The sequence below is a fragment of the Microbacterium sp. P5_B6 genome (genome assembly GCF_056400345.1).
The window spans coordinates 255,557-279,570 of record NZ_JBFULL010000005.1 but is presented as its reverse complement, the minus strand read 5'-3'; the positions used below and the strand labels follow the sequence as shown (position 1 = coordinate 279,570).

18 protein-coding genes are annotated in these 24,014 nt (G+C 69.2%); 14 read left to right on the top strand and 4 right to left on the bottom strand.

From position 1 onward, the window contains the following. Nucleotides 1–29 precede the first annotated feature (29 nt). Both AC1DP3_RS09365 and AC1DP3_RS09360 read left to right on the top strand, forming a co-directional pair. On the top strand, nt 30–551 hold the full coding sequence (locus AC1DP3_RS09365) for an SRPBCC family protein (protein WP_477292886.1): 522 nt from the start codon (nt 30–32) through the stop codon (nt 549–551). Nucleotides 552–571: 20 nt separating this feature from the next. Continuing rightward, nucleotides 572–1,162 (top strand): dihydrofolate reductase family protein, encoded by a 591-nt coding sequence (locus AC1DP3_RS09360; RefSeq protein WP_477292885.1) that lies wholly within the window; start codon nt 572–574, stop codon nt 1,160–1,162. A 36-nt stretch (nt 1,163–1,198) separates the two neighbouring features. Here AC1DP3_RS09360 and bcp read toward each other — a convergent pair whose 3' ends face one another. Then, nucleotides 1,199–1,663, bottom strand: a complete 465-nt coding sequence (gene bcp, locus AC1DP3_RS09355; RefSeq protein WP_477292884.1) for a thioredoxin-dependent thiol peroxidase — start codon at nt 1,661–1,663, stop codon at nt 1,199–1,201. 130 nt (nt 1,664–1,793) lie between these two features. Beyond that, nucleotides 1,794–2,942, bottom strand: coding sequence for a substrate-binding domain-containing protein (locus tag AC1DP3_RS09350; protein ID WP_477292883.1), 1,149 nt, complete (start codon nt 2,940–2,942; stop codon nt 1,794–1,796). A 201-nt stretch (nt 2,943–3,143) separates the two neighbouring features. Between AC1DP3_RS09350 and AC1DP3_RS09345 the strand changes: the two genes are divergently transcribed. Together AC1DP3_RS09345 and AC1DP3_RS09340 are read left to right on the top strand one after the other, a co-directional pair. Then, complete coding sequence (locus AC1DP3_RS09345) at nt 3,144–9,011, top strand: PxKF domain-containing protein (RefSeq protein ID WP_477292882.1); 5,868 nt, start codon at nt 3,144–3,146, stop codon at nt 9,009–9,011. Between the two features lie 144 nt (nt 9,012–9,155). Next, nucleotides 9,156–10,160: a Gfo/Idh/MocA family protein gene (locus AC1DP3_RS09340; RefSeq protein ID WP_477292881.1), complete on the top strand. Its 1,005-nt coding sequence runs from the start codon at nt 9,156–9,158 to the stop codon at nt 10,158–10,160. A gap of 49 nt (nt 10,161–10,209) precedes the next feature. Here the strand turns inward: AC1DP3_RS09340 and AC1DP3_RS09335 are convergent, their stop codons facing one another. Then, complete coding sequence (locus AC1DP3_RS09335; protein ID WP_477292880.1) at nt 10,210–11,319, bottom strand: LacI family DNA-binding transcriptional regulator; 1,110 nt, start codon at nt 11,317–11,319, stop codon at nt 10,210–10,212. Further along, nucleotides 11,316–13,307 (bottom strand): heparinase II/III domain-containing protein, encoded by a 1,992-nt coding sequence (locus AC1DP3_RS09330; protein WP_477292879.1) that lies wholly within the window; start codon nt 13,305–13,307, stop codon nt 11,316–11,318. Before AC1DP3_RS09330 ends, AC1DP3_RS09335 begins: the two co-directional genes overlap by 4 nt. Nucleotides 13,308–13,475: 168 nt before the next feature. Between AC1DP3_RS09330 and AC1DP3_RS09325 the strand changes: the two genes are divergently transcribed. From AC1DP3_RS09325 to AC1DP3_RS09280, 10 genes are all read left to right on the top strand, one after another. Next, a complete protein-coding gene (locus AC1DP3_RS09325) occupies nt 13,476–15,452 on the top strand; it encodes a DUF2264 domain-containing protein (RefSeq protein WP_477292878.1) in 1,977 nt (658 codons plus the stop codon). A 64-nt stretch (nt 15,453–15,516) separates the two neighbouring features. Further along, nucleotides 15,517–16,824 (top strand): extracellular solute-binding protein, encoded by a 1,308-nt coding sequence (locus tag AC1DP3_RS09320; protein WP_477292877.1) that lies wholly within the window; start codon nt 15,517–15,519, stop codon nt 16,822–16,824. Nucleotides 16,825–16,902: 78 nt separating this feature from the next. After that, nucleotides 16,903–17,838, top strand: coding sequence for a carbohydrate ABC transporter permease (locus AC1DP3_RS09315; protein WP_477292876.1), 936 nt, complete (start codon nt 16,903–16,905; stop codon nt 17,836–17,838). Further along, a complete protein-coding gene (locus tag AC1DP3_RS09310) occupies nt 17,838–18,800 on the top strand; it encodes a carbohydrate ABC transporter permease (protein WP_477292875.1) in 963 nt (320 codons plus the stop codon). Before AC1DP3_RS09315 ends, AC1DP3_RS09310 begins: the two co-directional genes overlap by 1 nt. A 1-nt stretch (nt 18,801) precedes the next feature. After that, complete coding sequence (locus AC1DP3_RS09305) at nt 18,802–19,476, top strand: ferredoxin-NADPH reductase (RefSeq protein WP_477292874.1); 675 nt, start codon at nt 18,802–18,804, stop codon at nt 19,474–19,476. A gap of 37 nt (nt 19,477–19,513) precedes the next feature. Next, the gene (locus AC1DP3_RS09300; protein WP_477292873.1) at nt 19,514–20,698 is read left to right on the top strand and encodes a glycoside hydrolase family 88 protein; all 1,185 of its coding nucleotides are present in this window, start codon (nt 19,514–19,516) and stop codon (nt 20,696–20,698) included. 11 nt (nt 20,699–20,709) lie between these two features. Then, nucleotides 20,710–21,615: a fumarylacetoacetate hydrolase family protein gene (locus AC1DP3_RS09295; RefSeq protein ID WP_477292872.1), complete on the top strand. Its 906-nt coding sequence runs from the start codon at nt 20,710–20,712 to the stop codon at nt 21,613–21,615. Between the two features lie 28 nt (nt 21,616–21,643). Further along, nucleotides 21,644–22,504 carry a 5-dehydro-4-deoxy-D-glucuronate isomerase gene (gene kduI, locus AC1DP3_RS09290; protein ID WP_477292871.1) on the top strand — a complete coding sequence of 287 codons (861 nt, stop codon included), beginning with the start codon at nt 21,644–21,646 and terminating at the stop codon, nt 22,502–22,504. Nucleotides 22,505–22,510: 6 nt separating this feature from the next. Continuing rightward, entirely contained in the window at nt 22,511–23,398 is an 888-nt protein-coding gene (locus tag AC1DP3_RS09285; protein ID WP_477292870.1) for a sugar kinase, read from the top strand. A 1-nt stretch (nt 23,399) separates the two neighbouring features. Beyond that, nucleotides 23,400–24,011 (top strand): bifunctional 4-hydroxy-2-oxoglutarate aldolase/2-dehydro-3-deoxy-phosphogluconate aldolase, encoded by a 612-nt coding sequence (locus tag AC1DP3_RS09280; RefSeq protein WP_477292869.1) that lies wholly within the window; start codon nt 23,400–23,402, stop codon nt 24,009–24,011. The last annotated feature ends 3 nt before the right edge of the window (nt 24,012–24,014 follow it).

Sequence of the window (24,014 nt, the reverse complement as noted above, 5' to 3'; positions counted from 1 at the left end):
GCGTCTCACGGGAACAAGGGAGTCACACGATGAGCGCCGACTACACCGCCACCATCACGGTCGACAGAACGCCCGCAGAGGTCTACGACGCGATCAACGATGTCGCGGGCTGGTGGGGCCGCATCACGGGCACCACAACGGCCGAGGGCGACGAGTTCGTCTATGTCGTGCCAGGCCTGCACTACAGCGGGTTCCGGGTCACCGAGCTCGAACCCGGTCGCCGCATCGCATGGATCGTCACGGGCAGCTACCTCAGCTTCGTCGATGACAAGCAGGAGTGGAACGGCACGACCGTCCGGTTCGAGATCACCCCATCCGATGCGGGCTCGCAGGTGACGTTCACGCACGAAGGGCTGAAGCCCGAGGTCGAATGCTACGCAGCGTGCTCCAACGCGTGGGGGACCTACATCCGGGGGAGCCTCGCTGCCTTTCTGGCAACAGGTGTCGGGCATCCGAACTTCTTCGAGGGCGATGAAGCGCTCGAAGCAGCCGAGCACGCGACCCTCCGCCAACGTATCGAGAGCGCCGGAGCCGTCCTCAACGCGAGTTGACCACCCGGAGGGGGCACACCATGGGACGAGTGATCGTCGTGCAGTACATCACGCTCGACGGGGTCGTCGAGGACCCCGACGGCAACGACGGCACCACCGCCGGCGGCTGGGCGATGCGGTATGGGGCCGAGGGTATCGCGGGCGACAAGTTCCGCCTCGGCAGCATCATGCAGAAGGGCGTGCTGCTGTTCGGCCGGCGCACCTGGGATCACTTCAGCGAACTCTGGCCACCCCGCGACTCAGAGTTCGCGTTGCAGATGAATGACGCGCAGAAGGCCGTCGCAACCCATCGCGATCTGCCCGACGCCGTCTGGACGAATTCGCGGCCGGTCTCCGGTCCCCTCGAAGAGTGGGTCGGCAAGACGACACAAGCGCACGACATCGTCGTGATCGGCAGCGAGTCTGTCATCGCCMAGCTGCGGGACGCGAAACTCATCGACGAGTACCGCCTCATCACCTTCCCCGTCGCCCTCGGCCAGGGCAAGAAGCTGTTTCCCAATGCCGCGCACCTCGAGCTGGTGTCCTCCGAGGTCGTCGGACCGGGGAGTCTGTCCACCTACCGCGTCGTGGAGAACCTGGAACCGGCAGCGCGGCATCCTCGATCAGAATGACCGCTCGGGACCAGTCGCGACGGCCCGGACGCCTCGTCAGGAGGCGAGCGCCTCGCGCAGTCGTCCGACGTGCCCGTGGGGGTCGACGTGGTACTCGATCGACTGAAGCCGACCCTCTTCGTCGACGACCATCGTCGAGCGGATCAGGCCCTCGAACGTGCGGTCGCCGACCGTCTTCTCCCCCCAGGCCCCCCACGACTTGGCGACCTCAGCACCCTCGTCCGACAGCAGCGGGAAGGCCAGCTGCTCAGCGTCGGCGAACTCCTTGAGCCGCTCGACCGGATCGGGCGAGATTCCGAGCACCGTGTAGCCGGCGCCCGTGAGCGAGCCCAGGTTGTCGCGGAAGTCACAGGCCTCGGTCGTGCATCCAGGCGTGAATGCGGCCGGGTAGAAGTACACGATGACCTTTCGGCCGCGGTAATCCGACAGCGATCGGTCGGCACCGGTGGCGTCGGTCAGGGTGAAGTCGGGGGCGGTGGTGCCGATTTCGAGCTGTGTCATCGTTCGCTCCGTTGGTGGGTCAGGGCGCGCAGGCGCGACAGCGGGCTTCCAGTGTTTCACCGCGGGCAGCCGGAAGGGCCATCAACGCCGCGGGCGCTCCGTGAGGTGGACAGACGCGAGGCACATTTCGTCACCGAACCGCGGGAACGGCGTGGCCGGCGGCCGCGGTGGCGACGCCACGCGACACTGTCGACTCACGAGGATGAAGAACGGGCAGGACGTAGGTCCGCTGCACGGGGCGCCGGGCGCCGTCGGTGAGGCGGTCCACCATCGTCTCGACGGCGAGACGGCCGACGTGCTGCTTCGGCGGGCGAAGCGCCGTGATGGGCGGCTCCGCGCTCTCGGCGACCTCGTCGTCGTAGGCCATGATCGCGAGGTCGGTGGGTATGGTCCAGCCGTGGTCTCGCGCATGCTGCTGCACCAGCACCGCCTGCGGGTCGTTGTGGATGAGCAGCGCAGTCGTCGAGGTCTGCCGGCATCGTTCGAGGAGATCGGCGATGAGCGCGTCGCGGGCGATGCCGTCCATGGCGTCGAGCGTCGCATCGACGTCGACGGGGCATTCGAGTCCCAGTTCGGTGACTGCGCGATCCCAGCCTCGGCGCAGCTGCCAGGATGTCGGTGACCCGACGGACGTGAGGATGCCCACTCGTCGATGGMCGAGCGACGCCAGATGATCGGCCGCAAGAGAACCGCCGAAGACGTGATCCGTCGTGACCCATTCGAGGCTCGTCAGCGCGAGCGTGGAAGGCACTCGTCGTTCGGAGAGGACGACCGGGATCGGCAAGGACTCGAGCCAGTGAAGCAGCGCCCGCCCGTCGGCACCCAGCGTCTCCGGTGCGACGATGAGCCCGTGCAGACTGCCTCCCTCGATGAGCGATGCGATCTGCCGTCGCTGGTCGTCGACGGAGTAGCTCGCGCCGCGCAGGATGAGCTGAACACCGAGATCGGTCGCGGCTGCGCGCGCGCCGATGATGATGTGCGGCCAGTAGTAGCTCAGCGACGGCACCACCATGCCGACGCGGTAGCGGACGGGTGGCGCTGCCGCCGACCCGGCCGGAACCGTCGTGTCCAGGCGGCTGCGGAGAGTCGCTCCGCCGTGAACGCGCGTGAGCAGCCCGCGGTCCGCCAGCTGGCTGATGTCTCTGCGAACCGTGAGTTCCGCGACTCCGAGCTCTCGAGCGAGGTCTGAGACCCGGACGGCGCCCGCGCGCCGCAACTCGTCGAGGATGCGCTCGCGTCGGGAGAGGCCGAACGGCGTCGGCTCGGCAGGAGGGTCCACAGTCGAATGCTAATTCGATGTTCGTTTTGAATCAAGGATGAACGTTTATGTTCGGATCGCTTCGATAAGCGCGTGCGACGGCGGAGAATCTCAGACGCACGGTGCCGTGCGCTGCGGTACGACGGATGGAGAACGCAGATGTGGGAAGCAATGATGCCCCGCTCGAAGGATGAAGGTGCTTCGCGCCGGTCGCGGATCGCGGTGACTGCGGCTGTGACGGCCGCCGTCGTGCTGGCGCCGCTCACCGCGCCGCTTGCCGCGCAGGCAGCAGGGGCGGACCCGGTCGTCGTGACGGTGGCGGGCGCAGATATCGCGGCGACGGCTCAGAACAGGAACGGCCTGACCTTCAAGGGCTTCGGCGTGCTGTCGGCCAACTCGACCAGCGCGCTCCTCCTCGACTACAAGTCGCAGCATCCTGACAAGTACTGGGAGCTCATCGAGACGCTCTTCGGCGGCGATCACCCGATCATGAACACCGTCAAGATCGAGATGGGCAACGACCGCAACACCTCGACCGGTCCGAACGCCTCGACGATGCGCTCCCGGGACGAGTACCCGAACGTTCTCCGCGAGCCGGGCTTCCAGCTCGCCGCCGACGCCCAGCTCGTCGCGCACGGCGACATCCACCTGAGCCTCCTGCGCTGGAACCGCCCCACCTGGGTGGCGAGCCACGCCGACCAGTACATCTGGTTCAAGAACACGGTCCTGGCCGCCTACCGCGAGTACGGCATCATGGTGGATTCGATCAACCCGGACACGAACGAGACCGGCACTCCCGACCAGCAGCTCTACAAGGACTTCGCGGGATGGGTGCGCGGCGACGCCAAGGGATACGAGGGCGCCTCCAGCGGCGACCCGAACAACGGCTTCAAGAGCGCCGATGAAAAGCGCCTCTTCACCGCGATCAGGACGATCGCGGGCGACACGGTGGGAACCCCGCCCGTCGCTCTCGGCAACGCCATGACCTCGTCGACCGACCCGTCGCTGCGCAACGCGGTCGACATCGTCGGCTTCCACTACTCGAGCGCCGACGACAGCGCCGGCAACATGAAGAAGATCGCCGAGCAGCTCGATCGCGAGGTGTGGAACTCGGAGGGCCAGTCGACCTTCTCCAACTCCGCCGACCGGCCGAACAACAACGCGAGCGACGAGCAGGGCGGCGTCGGCACCCAGTTCGGCGGCACGAACAGCGCCCTCGAGATGGGCAACTGGATCACGACCGGGTTCACCGCCTCGCGGCGCACGATGAACGTGTTCCAGCCCGCGATCGGCTCCTTCTACGACGGCTTCCAGTACTCGTCCAAGGAGCTCGTCAACGCCCGCGACCCCTGGTCAGGGTGGATCTATTACGACGGCGGCCTCGCCGTCCTCGAGCAGTTCACCCAGTTCGCCAAGCTCGGGTGGGAGAACGGCGACAACACCGCCGGCATCTGGCGCGCGATCCCGAAGGCGTCGGGCAGCGAGCTCGGCACGGGCAACCCGCCGAGCGGCGCGCGCGCCGGGGGAGCGTCGTACACGACGCTGGCCGCCCCGGATGCCTCGGACTTCTCGACGGTGATCGTCAACGACAGCAAGTTCACCAAGACCTACCGGATCACCGCGAAGGAGCTGAAGCTCGGCGCCGACCAGACCGTCGAGGTGTGGGAGACGCGGGCGGCCGACGCCGGCGAGGCGTACGACGCGAACTACCTCCAGCCGGTCGCCGAGCTCGCGCCCGACGCCACCGGAATGTACTCGGTGACCGTCAAGCCCTGGTCGACGGCCACGGCCACCTCGCTCGACCACGCGACGAAGCGCGCCGATGGCACCCTCGTCGCGAAGGAGGGCTACGGCAGCTCGCTGCCGAGCTCCAAGGAGTACACGGATGTCGATGGCGGCCGTGACGTGCTCGACACGGACGCGTCCGGCAGCGTCAACGGCGTCACGAACGACGGCACGATCTACGCCGACGACTTCGACTACAAGGACCTCGGGAACATCAAGGGCTACGACCCCGGCACCCGCGCGCTCGTCGACTCCGGCCAGTCCTTCGTCGATGCCCGCGGCAGCAAGGTGAAGCCCGCCGGCACGCCGACGGTGCAGAGCGAGGACAACGGCGCGACGCCGCGGTACACGAACGACACGAACGGCGCGTTCGAGTCGGTGGCGACGACGGATGCCGCGCACTCCCGCGTGTTGCGTCAGCAGGTCGGCCCCGGCATGGCCGGGAGCGCCTGGAACGGCGGCGACCCGAAGACGACGATCGGCGATTCCCGCTGGGCCAACTACACGGTCTCTGCCGATGTCCTGTTCGAGGCCGCGGGAGCGCAGTACGCCACGATCGGGGCCCGCGAGCAGGGCGGCACGGCCAACGGCCAGAGCGTTTCGGCTGCGGAGCTGAAGGTCGACGCGGCCGGCACCTGGACCTTCCTGCGGTTCGGCAGCACGCTCTCGACCGGCACCGTGCCCGCGGCCGCAGGCTTCAAGGCCGGGCCCGGCGTGTGGAACAGCATCGCCGTCAAGGTCGCGGGCGCCGTGTACACGGCATCCGTCAACGGAATCGAGGTTGCGAGCTACACGGATCCCGCTCCCCAGGCGACGGGGCGTATCCAGCTGGGGTCGAGCTTCACCTTCGTGCAGTTCGACAACCTGAAGGTCGTGCCGGTCGCGGGCTACACCCCGTACTACACGGATGTCATCGACGGCATGCACCGGACGAGCTGGGCTGACACGTCGAAGAAGGTCCTCAGCTTCGACGCGAACTGGAGCCACATCAACGGCCAGGGCATGTTCGAGTGGCAGCGCACGGCGTCGAAGAGCACCGCCAAGGGCGCCGCCCTCACCTACGCCTTCACGGGCACGGGTCTGGACATCATCGGCACGAACAGCGGCACGCCGACGCTCGACGTCGTCGTGGACGGCGTGCAGATCGTCGCGTCCGCGCCGACGTACGCATCGGGAAGCGAGCGGACGACGTTCGTCCTGCGCGGGCTGAAGAACGCCGCCCACACCGTCGTCATCAAGACGGCGAACACGGAGTCGATCAACGTCGACGCCGTCGGAGTCGTGAAGGCGAACGCGGATTCGACCAAGGTCGACAGGAACCCGCTGTCGGCGCTCGCCGACTCGGTGAAGGGCTTCAGCGAGAGCGAGTACAGCGCCGAGACGTGGGCCGTGTTCGCCGCGGTCCTCGCGGACGCGAAGGCAGCCGTCGCCGACCCGGTGGCCTACGGGCTCGACGCCGAGGGCGCCATCGCCCTCGCGGCGCGCCTCTCGGCCGCCGCTGACCGCCTCACGCCGAAGGACGTGAGCACGGACGTCATCGATCTCGGTGTCGTCACCATCACGCCGAAGGACCGCAAGCTTCCTGCGACCCTCACACTCGCCGGGGCACCGGCGAAGGTCACGTGGAGCCTCGGCTCGGTCGACGCCGCCAAGAGCACGGCGGAGCTCGCCTCGTTCGCCGCGACGGGTCGCACGTCCGAGAAGACGGGTGCGGGGGTCTACCAGCGCTTCAGCGCGACGGTCGTCGTCGTCCCGGCCGACCTGACGTACTTCATCGACTCGGGCTCCTCGGGAGCTCCGGCCGGCTCGGTCTACTCGGCAGTGAAGAGCGCATTCGCCAACCTGCTCAACGGCACGAGCGACCAGAAGTGGGACGGCACCACGGCGGGCACCACGTGGGGGTACTCGACCACCGCGACGACCGTGGCGGCGGGCACCCCCGCGGACTGGGGCTCGTCGTACGTCGGGGCGGACTTCAGCAAGCCCATCACGTACCACCTGACCCTCCCCGCCGGCAACTACAACATCGTCGGCGTGCAGGCGCCGCGGGCGGCGACCACGACGAACGTCTACTCGACGGTGAAGGCGGCCGGCAAGTCGACGACCAAGACCGCCGTGTCGACGGGTGCCGCCACACCGGTGGCCCAGTCCGTCACGCTCGACACCGCCGGCGTGGTCGACCTCGAGTTCGGCACGAACGGCACGAGCGGCTTCAACGCCCGCCTCGCGCTCGTCTACGTCCAGACGCTGCCGCGCGACCTGGGCGTGCTGGGTGCTCTGGGCCTGAAGGAACCGCTGCCTGCGAAGGTCGATGTCGCCGGCACCCCGACCTCGGTCACCTGGGATGCCGCATCCGTCGCCCAGCCCCGAGCCGAGTACGCGAAGCTCACGGCTACGGGGCGCCTCACCGCCAGCGGGCAGCCGGTCGTCGCGGCCTTCGAGATCGTCCCGTCGCTCCTGGTGTACTACATCGACTCGGGCACCGGCGGAGCGGACTCCCCGCAGTACGCCGCCGTCAAGAAGTCGGTTCCCGCACTGCGCAACGACAAGATCGACCAGGTCTCGGCATCCGCAGACCAGTGGGGCTACGTCGCCGACGGGATGAAGGTCAAGAGCACGACCGATATCAACGACAAGTACTCGACGGGTCTCTACCAAGACACGACGAAGCTCGTCTACCGGCTGCCCCTCGACGCGGGAACGTACACCTTGACCGGCGGCTTCACCGAATGGTGGAACCTGAGCCGATCGATGTATCAGACGGTCTCGGCCGGAGGTGTCGAGCTCGCGAAGGCCACCATCCCGCTCGCAGGCACGAACACTCCGCTCGCCGCCGAGCTCACCTTCACGCTCGACGCGCCCGCCACAGTGCAGTACGTCGTGACGAACGAGGGCGCCGGTGCGGAGAAGCCGGTCATCTCGTGGCTCGCGGTCAAGGACATCACCAAGGCCCCGGCCCCGCTGAACGCGAAGGCGGTTGCGACCGGTGACACCTCCATCACCGTCACCTGGGATGCCGCAGCCACGCCCGGCCGCGGATTCACGGGCTACCACGTCTACGAGGTGGGAGGAACCGCGCCGGTCTGCGAGGTGGACGGGACGAGCTGCACGGTGAAGGACCTCGACCTCGGGTCGACGCACGCCTACGAGATCGCCGGGGTGAACCAGCTCGGCGATGGCGACCGATCGGCTCCGACAGCATCCGTCACGCTGCCCAAGGTGCCGACACCCATGTCGATCGCCATCAAGACACCCCCGAGCAAGACGGCTTACGAAGTCGGTGACGAGTTCGAACCTGCCGGGCTCGAGGTGTCGGGTGAGCTGGCGTCGGGGGGCTCGCGGGTGCTCGATCCTTCCGAGTACACCGCGACGGGGTTCGACTCCGCCACAACAGGCACGAAGACGGTGACGGTCTCGTTCAACGCCGATCCGAGGATGACGGCCACCTTCACGATCGACGTCCGCTCGGGCGCACCGGTCGTCACGCTGGACTCCCCGGAGCCGGGCGCCACCGGCTGGTACACCACCGCCCCCCGCGTCACGGTGGTCGCGACAGACGCGGCCCCGTCGCCGCTCGCATCGGTGGAGTATCGCCTGGACGGCGCGGCCTGGCAGGCGTACTCGTCACCGGTCGAGCTGCCGGAAGGCCGGCACGTGTTCGCGGCGCGGGCCACGGACACCGCCGGACACGTCTCGGAGGTCGTGGAGCTGACCGCCAAGGTGGACACCGAAGCGCCGACGCTCACCTGGAGCGGTGCGATCGCCGATGGCGGGTCGTTCGTCTACGGCGCGGTGCCGGCTGCGCCGGACTGCACGGCAGCGGATGCCGTATCAGGCGAGGACGGATGCGCCGTCACCGGTTACAGCACCGCAGTCGGCACGCACACGCTGACCGCTCTCGCCAAGGATCGTGCGGGCAACGAGCACACCGAGACGCGGTCGTACACGGTCACCCCGTGGACGTTCCAGGGCTTCTACGCCCCGGTCGACATGGGAGACATCGTGAATGTCGTCAAGGCGGGTTCGACTGTCTCCCTGAAGTTCGAGCTGTTCGCGGGCGACCAGGAGCTGACGTCGACAAGCGCGATCGCCGGCTTGCGCACGGTGCAGCACTCCTGTGACCCGTCGGCACCGGTCGACGAGATCGAGACGACCGTCACAGGCGGCACCTCGCTGGTCTACGACGCCCAGTCGGGCCGGTTCCAGTACAACTGGAAGACGACGAAGGGTGCGACCGGATGTCTCGACGTCATCATCCGCAGCGATGACGGCTCGGAGCTGAAGGCGCAGTTCCGCCTCAAGTAGGACCCCACAGTCGGCCGGAGCGAGGGTGATCCCTCGTTCCGGCCGACGTGGTGTCCGTCCGGGCAGTCCGGGTTCTCCGCAGACGTGGCCGACGAGCGAGCCTCCGCACCGAAGCGCACGCCGGGAATCGATAGCATCGGGCGCATGCAACAGACCAGGTGGGCCGTCCTCGGACCCGGAGCGATCAGCAGAGATTTCGTGACCGGACTGCGCAGTTCGACTCATGGAGTGCTGCACGCCGTGGGCAGCTCGTCGCCTGAGCGCGCCGCCGCCTTCGCCGCCGAGCATGGAGCAGAGGCGTCGGGCACGTACGACGCGATCCTCGCGCGCGACGACGTCGATGCCGTCTACATCGGCACCGTCCACACCACGCACGCCGACCTCGCGATCCGCGCGCTCGAGGCCGGCAAGGCCGTGCTGTGCGAGAAGCCGGCGAGTCCCACGGCCGACGAGGTCGAACGGATCCTGGCGGCGGCCCTGCGCGCCGAACGGCCGTTCGTCGAGGCGTTCAAGACGCGCTTCGGTCCGCTGGCGGAGAATCTGCGAGCGATCCTCGCGAGCGGAGAGCTCGGCGCCCCCGAGCGGGTCGAGGCCGCCTTCGGCTTCGAGGCCGGCTCCCGGAGCGGACGGCTCTTCGACCCCGCACTGGCCGGCGGCGCCATCCTCGATGTCGGCTGCTATCCGGTCTCGCTCGCGGTCGACGTGGCACGGGCGGGTGGGATGCCGCGGCCCGACGACGCCGTGCCGTCCTGGGTCGCCCTGCTCTCGGCATCCGGCGACGTCGTCGAGGGGGTCGACGGGCACGCGCGTGCGGAGTTCGGCCTCGGCGGAGTGGTGGCAGCGCTCGAGACGTCGATTCTGCGCGATCTGCCGGCGTCCGCCGTGATCCGGTGCGAGAAGGGCACGATCGAGCTTCCGGATGCATGGGGAGACCGCGCCGGGAGTGCAACCAGCGTGATCGTCCGCCGCGGTTCGGACGAGCGCGTCCTGACGTTCCCATCGATCCAGCCGATGGCCGCCGAAGCGGATGCCGTATCGCTCGCGCTGGCCGAAGGGCGCCTGGAAGCGCCCGAGATCCCCTGGGCGGATTCGCGCGCGATCGCCGTCGCGCTGACCGCGTGGCGCGAGGCTGTGCTCGCCGGAGTCTGACGGCGGCGCCGGACCGTCCTCATGCGCCGGCGCGACGGGCGGGATCAGGTCAGGCGCGACGCGGCGGAGCTGTCGATCCGCGCACGTTGAGGGTGGGACTCAGCACGACTCGGTGCACGGGTCGGTTCGGGTCGTCCAGACGCCGCGCGAGCAGGTCGACGGCGGCCTGGCCCACGTCGCCGCGGGGCGGACTGACGGCCGTCAGCGCGGGCGTGAACAGCTCGGCCACCTCATCGTCGTACGCGATCACCGAGAGGTCGTGGGGCACCGAGATGCCGCGGTTCAGTGCGAGGTCGACGAATGCCATCGCCTCGGGATCGGAGTGGACCACCAAAGCAGTCACGCCGTTGGTGAGCGCGGAGTCCAGGGCCGCATCGACGACGGCCGAGAAGTCGGGGCTGGTGCGCGGAGGGAGCATCGACTCGAAGTGATCCGTCGGTGTGAGTCCGAGCTCGCGGCACGCCGCCTGCCATCCCCGCGTGATCTTGCGCGAGGTGGGGGAGTCGCGCGAGATGATCAGCCCCACCTTGCGGTGGCCGAGCGCGGCGAGATGGCGCGCGGCGAGCACGGCGCCGAGAGCATGGTCGGTCGTCACCGACTCGACGGGAGTGCCTCCCGGCAGGAGCACCGCGTCCCGCTCGACCAGGACGCTCGGCGCTCCGCACTGGGCGAGCCACTGGACGACATCCTGCGCGTGGGGCGTGTCGGTGTTGGGCGCGACGATGAGTCCCCGCACGTTGTCGGTGTGCACCAGCCGCTCCAGCACCGGGCGCTCGTCCTGAAGCTCGTACGAAGCCCCGCGCAGCACGACTCCCATGCCGAGCCGCTTGGCCTCCGCCTCCGCACCGCGGACGACCCCCGGCCAGTAGTAGTTCAGCGAGGGGACGAGCACCGCGATCGACCCTGCGTCCACCACGGGGCCGCCCGCAGGCGTCCCCGTGGTTGACCCGGCGTCGCCGGCCGGCACCGCGCCGCCGTGCACCCGCACCAGCAGCCCTTCCTGCTCCATCTGCGCCAGGTCGCGCCGGAGCGTGACGGGCGCGACGCCGAGCTCGTCGATGAGCTGCGCGATGCGCACGACGCCCTCGCGGCCCAGCGCCGCCATCACGTAGGCGCGGCGCTCGGCGCCCAGCGGAGCTTGGATCTCGTGGTCCGTCATCGGGGGTCCTCACCGGTCGTCTTGACTAGTTCTACCGTGACCGAGAGGCGGTCCACGGCGGTTGGGATCAGGTCGAGCCGTGTCAGGCGTTCGCCCCACACCGCGGACAGCATCGGATCGTCCAGCTCGCGCTGGACGAGCCTCGCGGCGGCGGCACTCCACCGCACGCGCACCGGTGTCGCATCCTCGAGCGGGGTCACGAGGGCGGAGTCGCCTTCGATCACCACCTCGCCCGCGATCAGAAGTCGCACCGAAGTCTCGCCGTCGAGGCCGACGGCATCCCACGCGTCGTCGATCGCGACGCGCCCGGTGCGCTCGAGTCGCGCGAAGCGGTGCCACGAGGCCACCCCGTCGTAGGCTCCGGCGATGTCCAGGCTGAGTGAGGTCGCCTCATCCGACACCTCGACCGCCACGCCGCGGGCTGAATGCTCCCGGCCCGGCAGCTGCTCCCGCCCGCCGATGACCGGCACGTTGTGCCAGCCGCTCTGCATCGTCCAGATCGCGTACCGGTCAGGGCCGAAGGTCTGCGCCGTGTAGGTCGGGCGTCCCGCGTCGACGATCACGGGCACGCCGTCCGCGGCGATGACGAACGAGCCGACGTCGTTGTGATTGTGATGCTCGCCGTTGTGCCCGCCCTTGACCGCGAGCGCGAGTCCGGCCGCCGAACCGGCGGCCTGGCGTGCGACGAGCACCTGAGTCGAGGGCAGCCACGAATCGCGCGGAAGCGGCGACGAACCCTCCGCGGCGGCGACCCATGCCCGGTCGGTCATCCCGCGCAGCAGACGACCGAGGCCATCCATCTCATCCGCGGCGGCACCCCCGTGGGGATCAGCGCCCGGCTCCCACCTCTCCGACGCACGCCCGCGGTGGGCGGCGGCGTGGGCTTCGGCGTCCGCGTCTCCCACCCGACGCGCGGCGCGGTGGAGACAGTGCCATGGCTGCGCGAGAGGTGGCCGCGCGGGGCCATCGGCGAGGTTGAGGTACCACGATCCACCCAGGTGCATCCGGTGGGGGAAGGCGACCGTGGCGCGGAGCGCGGGCACCTCGAACGCGTCGAGGCGGCCGTCCGTCGCGGAGGACAGGATGTCCAGCGCCTCGAGGGCCCGGCAGGCGCCGTTCCACCAGTAGGCGTAGCCTTCGTCGATCGCGCCGTCGCGGGGGAGCACCGCCACGTACCGGTCGATCCCCTCGATGGTGAGCGCGACCACCTCGGCGCGCGCGGGGTCGTCGGCCTCCATGAGCACGAGCGCCGCGACGAGCACGTTGCCGTGGATCCAGGGGCTCCAGTTGTGGACGTCGCCGTCGAGCCCCAGCCAGTGCCACTCCCGGCGTCCGACGAACGGCTCGATCACACGGAGGCGGGCCTCGCGCCGGATGCGTGCCCGCACACCCGGATACCGCTCCTCGAGGTCCTGGCCGACGAGGTGGTCGAGCCAGGCGAGCTGGCCCACGACCTCGCCCGCACCGAGGTCGAGGTACGGGGCATCCACGTCGCCCAGCACCCATCCGCGCTCGCGGAACACATCGTCATGGGCGGGCCAGCACCACGAGCTCTGCTCGCACAGCATCATGACGCCGTCCAGCACCTCTGCGTACCAGTCGTCCTGGTCGGTCACGGCGGCCGCGACCACCGCACGGCTCAGGCGCCGCTGGCGCGCAAAGGCGGCCTGCTCCCACGTGTCGCGGTCGCCGTCGGAGTGCACCCTGGCGGCATCGTGCGCGCGGGGCTGGGGCCAGGGGAGACCGATGTCGGCTGAGGCGCGGGCGAGGACCGCGTCGGCCGTGGGAGCATCGACGGCACCCGGCCACCCCGAGCGATCGGCTCCCGGAGGAACGGGCAGAGCGTCCCCGGGTGCTCTGAGCAGGGAGGGAAGCACACTCGGGAGGCCGCCGCGAGCGACACCCGCCTGGCGTTCGAAGACATCGGCCAACGGGCCCCGAAACGACGCAGCGGTTCGCAGGTCGACAGCATCCGTCTGGGCAACCATCGTTCGGGCCGACTCCTCTGCATCGAACGGCCAACGCGGCGTCGCGTTGAGGAAACCGATCAGAAACGATCATAACCAATCTATAAACTCCTTGCAATGATCAATTTCGGTTGATACGCTCCCAACCGATCGCTTCATTCAGCGAACGACTCACTCAAAGGAGATTGCGTGTCGATCGACCAGCAGACGGCGCCGCACACTGCGGCGCACGCGGCCGACTGGACGCGCGATCAATGGCTCGAGTACGCCGACCGCCTGCTCGCCGGGGCCCGCGCCTGGGCTTCTCCGGGCGCTGCCCGCATCACCCCTCCCGGTGAGGAGGGCGGCTACGGCCGCGCAGTGGACGGTCTCGAGGGGTTCGCCCGCACCTTCCTCCTGGCCGGCTTCCGAATCGTCGGCGAGCAGGGTCAGGGGCTCGACGACCTCGCAGACTTCTACCGGCGTGGTGTGACGACCGGCGTGGACCCCGACGCAGACGACCGGTGGGTCCGCCTCGACGAGCACCCCCAGGCGAAGGTCGAGGCCGCCTCGATCGCGCTCGTCCTCGACATGACGCGGCCGTGGATCTGGGATCGGCTCGATGGGCTGACCCAGCAGCGCGTCATCGACTATCTCGCTCCGGTGGTCGGAGACGACAGCTACCCGAAGACGAACTGGCTGTGGTTCCGGGTGGTGGTGCAGACCTTCCTCCGCTCCGTCGGCGGTCCCTGGTCGGCTGACGACATCGCGGCCGACCTCGCCCTCCATGACTCGCTCGTGCGCGAAGACGGATGGCTGTCGGACGGCTTCGAGCGGTCGTACGACCACTACGTGGGCTGGGCGCTGCACCTCTATCCGGTCCTGTGGGCGCGGATGCAGGGTGCGGCGGAACTCGCCGCCGGCCGGACCGCCTCGGACGTCGCCGCGCTGGACCGCTTCCTCCTCGACGCCATCGCCCTGGTGGGCGCCGACGGCTCGCCGATGATCCAGGGCCGCAGCCTCATCTACCGCTTCGCGGCCGCGGCCCCGTTCTGGATCGGCGTGATGGCCCAGGTTCCCTCGCTGTCAGCCGGGCGCCTGCGTCACGCCGCCGACCGCATCGTCGGCCACTTCGCGGGCAACGGCGTGCCCGACCGCGAGGACGGCCTCCTCACCATGGGCTGGCACCACGAGTGGCGCGCCCTCGCGCAGTCCTACTCCGGGCCGGGCTCGCCCTACTGGGCGGTGAAGGGACTGATCGGCATCTCGCTTCCGGCCGACCACCCGGTGTGGGCCGCGGCGGCAGAACCCCTGCCGGTCGAGGTGGACGACACTCTGCGCGCGGTCCGCTCCGCGGGCTGGATCGTGTCGGGAACGAGCGACGACGGCATCGTCCGCCTTGTCAACCACGGCACCGACCACGCCGCCGAGGGCAGCCTCGTCGGCGATTCCCCGCTCTATGCGCGCATCGGCTACTCCACCGCGACGAGCCCGCTCGTCGACGCGACCGGCTGGGAGCAGCCGCTCGAGCAGTCGGTCGCAATCGTCGATTCTCAGGGCAGGGCCACGCACCGTGCGGCCATGACGCTCATCGACGTGCGGATCCAGGATGACGAGCACGGCCGCCTCGGCATCGCCGCGTCGACCTCGCGCGCCCACTGGCTCGCCCCCCGGCCCGCCCTCCACCGCCACGGGTCCGGGATCGACGGCGACGCCGAGGTGGCGGCCCGGCTCACGGTCCACTCGCTCGTCCGGGGGCCCTGGGAGCTGCGCGTGATGCGCGCCGACGCCCTCGCGTCCAACAGCGCAGGACTGATCCTCCGTATCGGGGGGTGGCCTCTCGCCGGTGACATGCCGGCAGGCGACGCCCAAGGCGTGGAAGCCGTCGTGCGAACCGGCAGGCTGCGGAGCGGCATCCGCTCCCTCCTCGGAGGCGGCACGCCGGGGATCGCTTCGCGCCGCGACGCGAGCCCCCTGGGCCCCGACGCCGTCGTGCCCTACATCGACCACCCTCTCGCCGCCGGCGAGTGGGTCGCCGCGCTCGTCGAGCTGGCCGGCCTCCCGGCCGTCTCGACAGCCGAACCCTCCGTCTCGCTCGACGAGCGCGACGGGGAGACCACGGTGACCGCCACCTGGCCCGACGGCCTGGTGACCACGAGTCGCCTCGCAGACCCCGGTCCCGCCTGAGCGGACCGGCAGCCCGACGGGGACCCGAAGGCGGGTTCTCAGCAATCACAAAGGAGTAGCAAGAATGAAGCGCAAATTCGCAGCAGCAGCCGGCGTCGCCGTCGTGGCCACGCTGGCGCTCGCCGCCTGCAGCAGCGGCGCCGGCGAAAGCTCGGAGCCTTCGGAGTCCGCGGGCCCCGTCACCCTCAGCCTGTCCGGCTGGAGCCTCGACACCACGCCCGAGTTCCAGGCGCTGGCCGACGCGTTCCACGAGGAGAACCCCGACGTCACGATCGAGCTCAAGGGCTATGACGCGGCGGAGTACAACACCCTCCTCACCGCCGACCTGGCCGCGGGCTCAGGCCCGGACATCATCACGCAGAAGGAGGTCAAGTTCGTCCCGACGTTCGTCGAAGGCGGCCAGCTCCTCGACGTGTCGGATGTCGAGCTTCCTGACGGCATCAGCGGCGCAGGCTCGTACGAGGTCGACGGCGCGTCGTACGCGGTGCCCTACCGCAACGACTCCTGGGTCCTGTATTACAACAAGGCGCTCTTCGACGCGGCGGGCGTCGACTACCCCGACGGCTCGTGGACGTGGGATGACTACAACGACGCCGCTGCCGACCTGAACTCGGGTCTCGCAGCATCCGGAAGCGCCGCAAAGGCGGCCTACCTCCACCGCTGGCAGTCTACCGTCCAGGGCTTCGCCAGTGCGCAGTCCGACACCGACGTGCTCGAGGGCGACTACGAGTACATGGCGCCCTTCTACGACAACGTGCTCGATCTCCAGGCCGCGGGCGACCAGATCGACTACAACACGAGCGCTGCCAACCAGCTCACCTACCAGGGCGAGTTCGGCAAGCAGAACGCCGCGATGCTGCAGATGGGCACGTGGTTCGTCGCGACGCTGATCGCCCAGCAGGCCTCGGGCGACGCGGATGACTTCGACTGGGGCATCGCTCCCATCCCGCAGCTGGACGACTCGACCGCGGGCCTGGACAACACGCCCGTGACCTTCGGAGACCCGACCGGCTTCGGCATCAACGCCGCGATCGACGACTCCAAGGTGCAGGCCGCCAAGGACTTCCTCGCCTTCGCAGCCAGCGAGAAGGGCGCTGAGGTCCTCGCGGGCATCGGCATCACCCCGGCGCTCCTGACCGACCCGGTCGTCGAGACCTACTTCGCCGTCGACGGTGCACCCACCGACGACCTGTCGAAGTTCGCGTACTCGACCCACGAGGTGCACCCGGAGAACCCGACGTCGAGCAAGACGGCGGCGATCCAGGGCATCCTCAACGACATGCACACGGCGATCATGTCGGGCTCGACCCCCGTCGACCAGGCCATCAAAGAGGCGCAGGACCGCGTCTCCAATGAGGTCGGACTCGACTGAGTCCCCTCGGTGGCCGGCCCGGCCTGACTCGGGCCGGGCCGGCCACCGCCCCCACTCTTCCTGAAACCGGAGGTCCCCATGGCGACAATCATCGCCACCGAGCCCCAGGCTGCGCCGCCCGTCCCGGCCTACCGCCGCGGCTCGAGGCTGCGGCTGCGCAACGCCCTCATCGGGTGGAGCTTCATCCTCCCGAACTTCATCGGGTTCGCACTGCTCACGCTCGTTCCGATCATCGTGCTCTTCTACATGTCGTTCACGAACTGGAACGTGTTCGGCAAGGCCGACTGGGTGGGGCTCGCGAACTTCCAGCGCCTCATCGGCGACGGCAGCTTCCGCATCTCGGTCATCAACACGCTCTACTACTCGGCGATGCACATCCCGCTGACGATCGTCGTCTCGCTGGGTCTCGCGCTTCTGCTCAACAACAAGCTGCGCGGCGTCGCCTTCTTCCGCACAGCGGCGTTCTTCCCCTACATCACCTCGATCGTCGCGATCGCGGTGGTCTGGAACCTTCTCTTCAGCCCCGAGTACGGCCCGATCAACGAGTTCCTCCGGTTCATCGGCATCCAGAACCCTCCCGGCTGGCTCACCTCGCCCCAGTGGGCGATGCCCGCCGTCGTCATCGTCAGCACCTGGCGCGACATGGGCTACTACATGATCCTGTTCCTCGCCGGGCTCCAGACCGTTCCCCGGGAGCTGCATGAAGCGGCCCGGGTCGACGGAGCCAGCATCTGGCAGCGGTTCGTCAACGTCACCCTCCCGTGCCTTCGTCCCACCATGTTCTTCGTCACCGTGATGCTCACGATCAACTCGTTCAAGATCTTCGACCTCATCCTCGTCATGACCGAGGGCGGCCCCGGCCAGTCGACGCTCGTGATGTCGCAGTTCATCTACCGCAAGGGCTTCGAAGAGAGCCAGTTCGGCTACGCCTCGGCGGCCGCGGTCGTGCTCTTCTTCATGTGCATCATCGTGACGATCCTGCAGTTCCTCTGGAACAGGAAGCGGAGCATCTGATGGCCGAGCAGATCGAAACGGACGCCGAACTCCTGGTATCCGACTTCACCGCCCCCGCATCGTCGCGGCGCGGGCTGCGCCGACTCGCCGACGGCGAGGAGCCGCGCCGCGCGGACATCGACACGAGGACTCTGACTCCGGGCAGGCGCGTTGCGCGTATCGCCATGTACGTCGGACTGGTCATCTTCGCGATCGGCCTGCTCGCTCCGTTCGCATGGATGGTGCTGAGCTCGCTCAAGTCGGCCAACGAGGTCTTCTCGGTGCCGGTGAAGTGGTTGCCCGAGACGTTCGTCTGGCACAACTACATCGACATCTGGACCGAGTCGAACATGCTCGTCTGGATCCGCAACACGCTGTTCCTGGCGGTCGTGGTGACGTTCCTGCAGGTGCTCACCGGCTCGTTCGCCGCCTACGGCTTCGCCCGGATGCGCTTCCGCGGCCGCGATGTGCTGTTCCTCCTGTACGTCGGGACGATCGCCGTGCCGTGGCAGTCCTACATGATCCCGCAGTTCATCCTGCTGTCGAACTTCAAGGTGTCGAACACCCTGTGGTCGATCATCCTGCTGCAGGCGTTCGGCGCGTTCGGCGTCTTCCTGATGAAGCAGTTCTACGAGACGATCCCCGAGGAGCTCTCCGAGGCCGCGCGTCTCGACGGCCTCAGCGAGTACGCGATCTGGCGCAGGATCATGCTCCCGCTGTCGATCCCCGCCCTGGCGAGCCTCACCCTCCTCACGTTCGTCAACACCTGGAACGACTACCTCGGACCGCTCATCTATCTGCGCAACCCGGACCTGTGGACCATCCAGCTGGGGCTCAAGAGCTTCGTCTCGAACCTCTACGACACGAACTACGCGCTCCTGTTCGCGGGCCTGACGATCTCGGTGATCCCGATCGCGATCATCTTCCTGCTCGGACAGAAGTACTTCGTCGAGGGCATCGCCACGAGCGGGCTGAAGGGCTGACATGAAGCACCTCGTATCGCACCAGAACTGGGCGAGCATCATCGGGATGCTGTACCTCGGCCTGATCGTGAACCTTCTCCTGCTGGTGTCGTGCCTCCCCTTCGTGGTGCTGCTCGTCACCACCGATCCGATGCACTCGTGGCCGCTCCTGGCGCTCGCCGCGCCCCTCTCCGCGCCCGGCGTCGCGGCCGCGTTCCGCTCCTTCCGCGAATACGCGGAGGGCGGGCTCGGCCCGATCCGCGCCTTCCGGGCGGGACTCCGCGACACCTGGCGTCGGGCGCTCGTCGTCGGCGCGGTCGTCGTCGCGGTGGTCACGATCGCGCTCGTGGATGTGCGGATGCTGTCCGCGACGTCCGCGGCCGTGGTCGTCGTGCCGCTCCTCGGGGTGCTCGCCGTGCTGACGGTCGCGGTCGGCCTCCTCGCTCTCGTCGCGATCGCGGAGGCGCCTCGGGCGCCGCTCCTCGACGTGCTCCGGGCGAGCGCCGTGCTCGGCATCCGTCGCTGGTACCTCACTGCTGTGTCGCTCGTGGCGCTCGTGGTGCAGGCCGGCGTGTTCACGGCCGCGCCGGCCATCGGAGTGGGCGTGACAGCATCCGCGATCCTCTTCTTCGCGTGGACGAACTCCCGCTTCACGCTGCGTCCCGTGCTCGATCTCGATGGGGTCGTCGCCGCGTAGCGCGGGCGAGGCCTCCCTGAACGAAAGACTCCCCTCAATGACGTCCACCCCGCCCGTCCCGGGCATCAGCAGGACCTCGACCGACACGGCGATCGCCGCTGCGCTGTCGACGATCCGCCGGAACATCTCGACCTTCGGCCCGCGCTACCCMGATGACACCACCACCTCGGAGCGCTATCTRCTCCGCCCGGCGGCGGGCGGCATCGGTGTCGGAGGCAACCGAGGTTGGACGACCAGCTTCCGCACGGGTCAGCTCTGGCTCGCGTGGGAGCTCACCGGGGACGATGAGTTCCGGGATGCCGCGCTCGCTGACGCGGCCGACTTCGAGCGGCGCGTGCGTGCGGAGGAAGACCTCGAGACCCACGATCTCGGGTTCCTGTACACCCTGTCGACCGTCGCGGCCTGGCGGCTGCTCGACGACGAGGATGCACGGGCGGCGGCGCTGCTCGCGGCGGAGCACCTGATGCGCCGGTTCCTCGAACCGGCCGGCATCATCCAGGCGTGGGGAGATCTGTCCGATCCCGCTCAGCGGGGTCGGACCATCATCGACAGCCTCATGAACATGCCGCTGCTCACGTGGGCCGGCGAGCAGACGGGCGACGAGCGCTTCGCCGACGCGGTCCGGCGCCACTCCGCGCAGCTGCGTGAGCACATTCTGCGCGAGGACGACTCGACGTTCCACACCTTCTATTGGGACGCCGACACCGGCGAGGCGCTGAGAGGTGCCACCGAGCAGGGTGCGTTCGATGACTCATGCTGGGCACGCGGGCAGGCGTGGGGCATCTACGGCTTCGCGATGAACTTCACCGAGACCGGTGACGAGCGCCTGCTCGACGCATCCCGGCGCTGCGCGGACTACTTCCTCGCCCACCTGCCGGCCGACGAGGTGCCCTTCTGGGATCTCGTCTACACCGACGGCAGCACCGCGCCGCGTGACAGCTCCGCCGCGGCCATCGCCGTCTGCGGCCTGCTCGAGCTGGCGAGCGTCGAGACGGATGCGGCCCGCGCAGAGACCTGGACGGAGCGGGCCCACTCGATCCTGACCTCCCTCATCGAGAACTACACGCCCGAATACCCCGAGGACGCGGACGCCCTGCTGCTGCATGGCGTGTACGACCTCCCGAAGGACAACGGCGTGGACGAAGGCACGCTCTGGGGCGACTACTTCTTCCTCGAGGCCCTCATGCGCGTCACCCGCCCCGACTGGACGAGGTACTGGTGAGGCTCGTCAGCTTGAGGAGCGCCCGCGGCGTCCGCCCCGGTGCTGTCGTGGCGACGGGCGAGGGGGACCGAGTCCTCGACCTCGGGCACCTCGCCGACGATGTGATCGCGCTCATCGCCGACGACGCCGCACTCGCCGCCGCGCGACGCGAGGTGGCTCAGGCGGATGCCGCGTCGCTGCCTGCGCTGGATCTGACCACGCTCGCGGCGCCTGTGACGCCGGGCAAGATCCTCTGCCTCGGGTACAACTACCGCGGGCACGTGCCCGATGGGGTCGACCCCACTGCCGATGATCCCGCCACCCCGGACGTGTTCGTCAAGACGCCGAACACCCTCGCCGGTCCGGCGGATGAGGTCGTGATCCCGTCCGTCGCCACGGATGCCGACTACGAGGGAGAGCTCGCCATCGTCATCGGGCGCCGTGCGCACGCGGTGTCGGTCGAGGAGGCCCTCGCGCATGTCGCCGGATACACGATCCTCAACGATGTCTCGGATCGTTCGTGGCAGCGAAAGCAGAGCCAGTGGGCCCTCGGCAAGTGCTTCGACGGCTTCGCGCCGCTCGGTCCGTGGCTGGTGACGGCCGATGCCATCGCCGATCCGCAGGACCTGCTTGTGGAGGTCGTGCGGGATGGGGTCGTCACGGTGTCGCAGTCGACCTCGACCACGGTGTTCTCCGTCGCGTTCGTCGTGCATCACCTCAGCCAGGTCATGACCCTCCAGCCCGGCGACGTCATCTCGACAGGCACTCCCCAGAAGCTCGCAGACGCGCAGGCCGCCCATCGCCCCCTCGCTGCCGGAGACGCCGTGACCGTGCGGATCTCGGGGATCGGCGAGCTCAGCACGACCTTCGTCGCACCGCAGGAGGCTGCCGTCACCGCAGCCGTCATCCCCGTCGATGGCGGCCGGTTCGTCCGCTGACCTGAAAACACCCACAAGGAGCACTCCCATGCAGCAGCGCTACGCCACCAACCCCGCTCAGATCCCGGGCATGACCAGTGAGGAGCTGCGGGCGAGCTACCTCGTTCCCGATCTGTTCGCGGCCGGCGAGATCCGTGTCACCTACACGCACCACGATCGCATCGTCCTCGGCGGCGCGGTTCCCGCGGGTGGCCAGCTGGCCCTGGGCGGCTACCCCGAGATCCGCAGCGACTACTTCCTGGAGCACCGCGAGGTCGGCATCATCAACGTCGGCGGCGCCGGCACGGTGACGGCAGACGGCGAGGTCTACACGCTGGTGAAGGGGGCCTGCCTCTATCTCGGCCGGGGCATCCGGGAGGTGACCTTCGCCGACGCCGATGCTGACGCTGACGCCGAGGCAACGGGCCCGGACGCCGGGGGCGCGCAGTTCTACCTCTTCTCGGCGCCCGCCCACACGACCTACCCGGCAGCCCTGGTCTCACCCGGCGAGGGGACCGTGCGCGAGCTGGGCGACCAGCTGACGTCGAACCGCCGCACGCTCAACCAGTACATCCACGAGAACGGCGTGCGCTCATGCCAGATCGTGATGGGCGTGACCGAGCTGCATCCCGGTTCGATGTGGAACACCATGCCCGCGCACACCCACGACCGCCGCACCGAGTGCTACCTCTACTTCGACGTGCCCGAGGATGCTCGCGTCATCCACCTCATGGGAGAGCGCACAGAGACCCGTCACCTCGTGATCGCCGACCGACAGGCCGTCATCTCGCCGAGCTGGTCGCTGCACTCGGGCGTCGGCACGGCCGCGTACTCCTTCGTGTGGGCGATGGCCGGCGAGAACCAGGCCTTCGACGACATGGACGCGGCCCCCGTCACCGATCTGCGCTAGCCGCTCGTGGTACAGCGCACGCTGCTCGCGATCGGCGAGACGATGGCGATGGTGGCTCCTGAGACTGCGGAGTCGGTGGCGACGGCCACCCGCTTCCGGCTGGACGCCGGGGGAGCCGAGTCCAACGTCGCCGCCCACGTCGCAGCCCTCGGCCATCGGGCGGCGTGGTACAGCCGGCTGGGCTCGGACGCGCTGGGCGACCGACTGCTCGCGCAGCTCACTGCCCGAGGGGTCGACACGGCGCGTGTCGACCGGGACGACGAGCATCCCACGGGGCTCTACGTGAAGGACCCCGGGCGCGGCGTCGCCTACTATCGCGCGGGCTCGGCCGCGTCGCACCTTTCGCCGGTCGATGCGGATGACCTCTCATTCAGGGGCATCGACCTCGTCCATGTGTCGGGGATCACCGCCGCGATCTCGGCGTCGGCCGCCGCGTTCCTCGCGCGGGTGATCGAACGTACGCAGGAGGCGGGCATCCCCGTGAGCTTCGACGTGAATCACAGGCCTGCTCTGTGGAGCCTCCAGGCCGCAGCCCCTCCGCTCGCCGCCCTCGCGCGCCGCGCGGATGTCCTCTTCACCGGCCGTGACGAAGCCGAAGCGCTGTGGGGAACGCAGCGCGACGACGACATCCGCGAACTGTTCCCCGACGTGCCCGAGGTCATCGTGAAGGACGGCGACGTGGGGGCGACCGCCTACATCGGGACGCTGCGGGTGTTCGAGCCGGCGCTGCGGGTCGAGGTCGTCGAGGCGGTCGGAGCAGGCGACGCCTTCGCGGGCGGCTACCTTGCTGCCAGGCTGTCAGGCGAGGACCCGGGCGAGAGACTCCGGGCGGGCCACCGCCGTGCCGCGCTGACATTGCGAACGACCGGCGACTTCGTCGAGGAGAGCAGCTGATATGACCGATTCCGCGTTCTTCGAGCAGGCTCTCGCGGGTGCACCAGTGATGGCGATCCTGCGCGGCATGGGTGTCGAACGTTCGGCGCGCCTGGCCGCGACGGCGTGGGACCTCGGCATCGATTCCGTCGAAGTCCCGCTCCAGACCGATGAGGACGAGCGCGCGCTTCGCGAAGTGGTGCGCCTCGCCGCCGAGCGCGGAAAGGTCGTCGGCGCCGGCACGATCGTCACGCCCGAACAGGTCGTGCAGGCCGCCGAGGCGGGAGCCGCGTACCTGGTCTCGCCCGGAATCGACCCGCTCATCGTGCGGGCGGCGGGGGAGCGCGGCATCCCGATCCTGCCCGGCGTCGCCACGCCGTCGGAGGTTCAGCTGGGCGTCTCGCTGGGGCTCACCTGGCTCAAGGCGTTTCCTGCCGCGTGGCTGGGCACGGACTGGTTCCGTCACATCCGCGGGCCGTTCCCGCAGGTGCGCTTCGTCGCGACTGGCGGCCTCGACGCCGGGAATGTGGCGTCATTCCTGGATGCCGGCGTGCGCGTCGCGGCTGTCGGCTCAGCGCTCGAGGATGCGACCCAGCTCGACGCGCTCGCCGCGGTGCTGCGAGACGCGCGCTGATCC

Coding starts and splice junctions, on each gene's coding strand:
- AC1DP3_RS09365 (WP_477292886.1), top strand. CDS start 30: ATGAGCGCCGACTACACCGCCACCATCACGGTCGACAGAACGCCCGCA.
- bcp (WP_477292884.1), bottom strand. CDS start 1,663: ATGACACAGCTCGAAATCGGCACCACCGCCCCCGACTTCACCCTGACC.
- AC1DP3_RS09340 (WP_477292881.1), top strand. CDS start 9,156: ATGCAACAGACCAGGTGGGCCGTCCTCGGACCCGGAGCGATCAGCAGA.
- AC1DP3_RS09335 (WP_477292880.1), bottom strand. CDS start 11,319: ATGACGGACCACGAGATCCAAGCTCCGCTGGGCGCCGAGCGCCGCGCC.
- AC1DP3_RS09330 (WP_477292879.1), bottom strand. CDS start 13,307: ATGGTTGCCCAGACGGATGCTGTCGACCTGCGAACCGCTGCGTCGTTT.
- AC1DP3_RS09320 (WP_477292877.1), top strand. CDS start 15,517: ATGAAGCGCAAATTCGCAGCAGCAGCCGGCGTCGCCGTCGTGGCCACG.
- AC1DP3_RS09315 (WP_477292876.1), top strand. CDS start 16,903: ATGGCGACAATCATCGCCACCGAGCCCCAGGCTGCGCCGCCCGTCCCG.
- AC1DP3_RS09310 (WP_477292875.1), top strand. CDS start 17,838: ATGGCCGAGCAGATCGAAACGGACGCCGAACTCCTGGTATCCGACTTC.
- AC1DP3_RS09305 (WP_477292874.1), top strand. CDS start 18,802: ATGAAGCACCTCGTATCGCACCAGAACTGGGCGAGCATCATCGGGATG.
- kduI (WP_477292871.1), top strand. CDS start 21,644: ATGCAGCAGCGCTACGCCACCAACCCCGCTCAGATCCCGGGCATGACC.
- AC1DP3_RS09280 (WP_477292869.1), top strand. CDS start 23,400: ATGACCGATTCCGCGTTCTTCGAGCAGGCTCTCGCGGGTGCACCAGTG.